The 850-nt window shown below is 66.4% G+C and carries 1 protein-coding gene; it reads left to right on the top strand.

Going from position 1 to position 850, the window contains the following annotated elements:
• Positions 1-850: T6SS effector BTH_I2691 family protein (locus IRZ56_RS22895; protein ID WP_328312112.1), on the top strand; the 850-nt coding region annotated here is incomplete at both ends.

Raw genomic sequence — 850 nt, 5'->3', positions numbered from 1 at the left:
GTCTTCCAGCCGCCACGCGAGGCGGGCAAGCCCCTGGCCAAGGCTTGCCGTACCCAGGATCACGACGTGATCGCCTCCTTCATCAACATCAACACGCTCCTGTATTCGACCGCCTGGCTCGCCTTCGCCAACGATCCCTGGCCTCGCGAGGTGCTGAACCGCTATCGCCAGGGCATCGCGACCAACGCGGCCGAGCTGGCCGGGCGCTTCGTGCAGCTGGACCTGCAGGCCGCTCGCGAAGACCCCGCCAGCGTCGGCATCGCCATGACCGGAGACGACCTCGGGCTCGACCAGGTGCTGGAATATGCCGAGTACTACCCCGGCCGCTTTCGCAGCACCCATGGCTACTATCCGCGCCTGGACCGCCTGGTCGCCACCCGCGCGCACGTGCGCTCCATCATTCAGAAAGAGCAGTTGCCCAACGGCGTCCTGGCACTGACGCTGCCCGACCCGGTCGGCCTGGTCCAGGAATCCAACGCCCAGCGCCTGGCCCAGTTCCAGGCCATGCAGGAATGGCGCGCCGAGCCGCAGCGGCGCTTCGAACACTTCACCTCGCAGGCTTTGCTCGGCATTCGCCAGCTGCACGACAGCTGGGCAGCCGAACAGGCCACCGAAGAAGTCGAGAAAGAGGCCCAACACACCGAGCGCTGGAACAACAGCCCGATTGGCCAGAAGGCGTACCTGCCGCCCGTGGACATCGCGGCCCAAACCCAACGCCGCATCGCGACCAAGCAGGAACAAGCACGCAAGCGCCTGGAGGAACGTTACGACGAGCCCGCCCGGGCGGCCTTCGACTCCGCCTATCGAAGCGAACTCCAGCATTGGCAGGCCCTGATAGATCAACTCGGCG

This window comes from Pseudomonas guariconensis, assembly GCF_015680235.1.
GTDB classification, from domain to species: Bacteria; Pseudomonadota; Gammaproteobacteria; order Pseudomonadales; family Pseudomonadaceae; genus Aquipseudomonas; species Aquipseudomonas guariconensis_A.
The sequence above is the reverse complement of the archived record's forward strand: the minus strand, read 5'-3'. Positions and strand labels throughout refer to the sequence as shown.